The sequence below is a fragment of the Caldisericia bacterium genome, from assembly GCA_021158845.1.
Taxonomy (GTDB): domain Bacteria; phylum Caldisericota; class Caldisericia; order B22-G15; family B22-G15; genus B22-G15.
This window is the reverse complement of the sequence record JAGGSY010000129.1, coordinates 1-2,229: the sequence shown is the minus strand read 5'-3', so window position 1 is coordinate 2,229 and position 2,229 is coordinate 1. Positions and strand designations below refer to the sequence as shown.

Annotated in this window: 5 protein-coding genes; 4 read left to right on the top strand and 1 reads right to left on the bottom strand. The window is 38.1% G+C overall.

The window, feature by feature from the left end; all coding sequences use genetic code 11:
• Positions 1 to 5: 5 nt before the first annotated feature.
• Positions 6 to 1,094, bottom strand: coding sequence for an alanine--glyoxylate aminotransferase family protein (locus J7J33_04770; protein MCD6168600.1), 1,089 nt, complete (start codon positions 1,092 to 1,094; stop codon positions 6 to 8).
• A gap of 228 nt (positions 1,095 to 1,322) precedes the next feature.
• Here J7J33_04770 and J7J33_04765 point away from each other — a divergent pair, with 228 nt between their 5' ends.
• The 4 genes from J7J33_04765 to J7J33_04750 all read left to right on the top strand — a co-directional run.
• Complete coding sequence (locus J7J33_04765; GenBank protein ID MCD6168599.1) at positions 1,323 to 1,517, top strand: hypothetical protein; 195 nt, start codon at positions 1,323 to 1,325, stop codon at positions 1,515 to 1,517.
• Positions 1,518 to 1,551: 34 nt separating this feature from the next.
• On the top strand, positions 1,552 to 1,785 hold the full coding sequence (locus J7J33_04760; GenBank protein ID MCD6168598.1) for a DUF2922 domain-containing protein: 234 nt from the start codon (positions 1,552 to 1,554) through the stop codon (positions 1,783 to 1,785).
• 48 nt (positions 1,786 to 1,833) lie between these two features.
• A complete protein-coding gene (locus J7J33_04755) occupies positions 1,834 to 2,007 on the top strand; it encodes a YvrJ family protein (GenBank protein MCD6168597.1) in 174 nt (57 codons plus the stop codon).
• Positions 2,000 to 2,229: N-acetylmuramoyl-L-alanine amidase (locus J7J33_04750; GenBank protein MCD6168596.1), on the top strand; the 230-nt coding region annotated here is incomplete at its 3' end. The genes J7J33_04755 and J7J33_04750, both read left to right, overlap by 8 nt.

Here is a 2,229-nt window from a genome sequence, read left to right as displayed (position 1 = left end):
GTTTTTTACCATTCCTTTAAGACCTCTTTTATCTTTTCAAAGGCAAAGAGAAGCTCATCTCTTCCAACTTCTCCCATGTGTCCCATTCTGAATCCCTTTCCTTTTAAATCTCCAATACAGGAGGCAACAACAACTCCTTTGTCTTTAAGTCTCTTTCTGAAAGTTTCGTCTTCTACTCCTTCTGGGTAGAGAAAGACTGAAAGGGTGGGAGCACGGGATTTTTCATCTCCAAAAACTTTAAATCCTAAATTTTCTATCTTCTTCCTTATAAATTCTCCATTCTCCACATGCCTTTTGAATCTATTTGAAATCCCTTCTGATAGTATCCTCTTTAGAGACATGTTAAGAGCAAAAACAAGATTAACAGCTGGGGTTGCAAAATAGTTTTTGGGATTATCCATTATCCTCTTCCATCTTAAGATATCCCCGTAGTAGAATCCAATTTTTTTAAGAGATTCTCTCTTCTTTAGCCCTCTCTCTGATACAGCAAAAATTGAAAGACCCGGTGGTGTGGATAGAGCTTTCTGGGAACCTGTAAGGATAAAATCAATTCCCCACTCATCCATTTCCTCAGGAACTCCACCTGTGGCGCACACTCCATCAAGTATTATGAGCGTATCAGGAGAGATTTCTTTTATAACCAGCGCATACTCTTCAACAGGAGATAATGTTCCTGTGGATGTATCAACATGTGTTATTGTAATGGCGGCATATTTGTTCGTTCTGATTTTTTCCTTGAGAGACTCTAAAGATACAACCTCTCCCCATTTACTCCTTAAAACATCCCGCTCTATCTCATGTTCGTCAAGAATCTCCACAAACCTTTCTCCAAAATAACCGTGAGAAATTACAAGAACTCTCTCATCTTTTCCAACGAGGTTTTTTATAGCAATCTCCATTCCGATCGTTCCTGAACCTGGAACGATAAATACACTCCCCTTTTCAGTGCCAAAGAGAGGTTTCAGGTTTTTGAGAACTTCAAGGGTAGTGGAGACAAACTCCTCACTTACATGAGATACCACATCCTTTGATAACTCCTTTAAAACCTCCTGGTTTATAGGAGTTGGACCGGGAATTAAAAGTAATTCTTTCATTTTAAATCCTCCTTTTCATTAATTCTTCAATTTTTTTCCTTCCAAAGAAGTGTGTCCTTTTGAGTGCATCCTTATCATCTCCTACACACACTCCAAAGATCAAGGTTTCTCCTTTTCTTTGTAATGAAATTCTTTCCTCCTCACTTATTATACAAAATCTAAACTTAAGACTTATATATTTTTGGAAGATCTTCCAATCTTCTTAAATCTTATCAAGGAGGTGAAAGAATGGCAGTAGTAAATGAAACTCACTCTATAAGAATTGTCTTTGGTGAGGAAGGTAATACAAGGAGTGAAACCCAGAATTACCTTAAACCAGAGGCAACAGATACCCAGTGCGAAGAGTTTGTAAACAATCTTTCAAATTTAATCTCTGACCCAGTTTACTCTTCCTTCAGGAACATAAGGAAGCAGTTTGGGTAAAGAGATTTAAATTTTAAAAAGGAGGTGAGATAACATGGCAGATACTTCAGTAAAGGAGTTGGTTATGGTTTTTGAGACTCAAACTCCGGGAAGATACTACACAATGAGATACAGAAATCCAAAGGATGGTATAACCACAGAGGAGATTCAGAACTTCATGCAGTGGGTAATTGACCAGAATATGTTCCTTACACCTTATGGTGAACTCACAGGAATTCATGATGGCGGAGTTGTGGAAAGAACATTTACCGACTTAATCCCAGATTAAGTTTAAGGGGGCAGAAGCCCCCTTTAAAGGAGGAGAATTATGGAAGCCATAACCTTTAAAGAACTACTTTCACTTATAGGAAATATGGGATTTCCAATAGTTGTTGCAAGTTATCTACTTATAAGAACAAATGGAAAGATGGATAGATTGAAAGATGCAATTCATGAACTTTCTGAAAGTATAAAGGTTTTAAAGGAGGAGTTAAGGAGGGGACATGTTTGAGTTTATAGTGGTTCATCACTCAGCAACAACCTCAAGGCTTGGAAGAGAGGATCATGATGGAGAGAGATTGTGGATTGCAATAAAGAGGTATCATAGAAACAGGTGGAAGAAGAGATTCCCATGGTATGTGATGGATTATCACTTTGGAATAGGACCAACAGGAAAGGTTTTTCCGGGACAACCTTTGTCTTTTCCTGCATGGCATACAGGAGATGACTGGTA

What these genes read in the sequence shown, in the direction of transcription:
- J7J33_04770 (MCD6168600.1), bottom strand. Translation starts at nt 1,094, where the DNA reads ATGAAAGAATTACTTTTAATTCCCGGTCCAACTCCTATAAACCAGGAG.
- J7J33_04765 (MCD6168599.1), top strand. Translation starts at nt 1,323, where the DNA reads ATGGCAGTAGTAAATGAAACTCACTCTATAAGAATTGTCTTTGGTGAG.
- J7J33_04760 (MCD6168598.1), top strand. Translation starts at nt 1,552, where the DNA reads ATGGCAGATACTTCAGTAAAGGAGTTGGTTATGGTTTTTGAGACTCAA.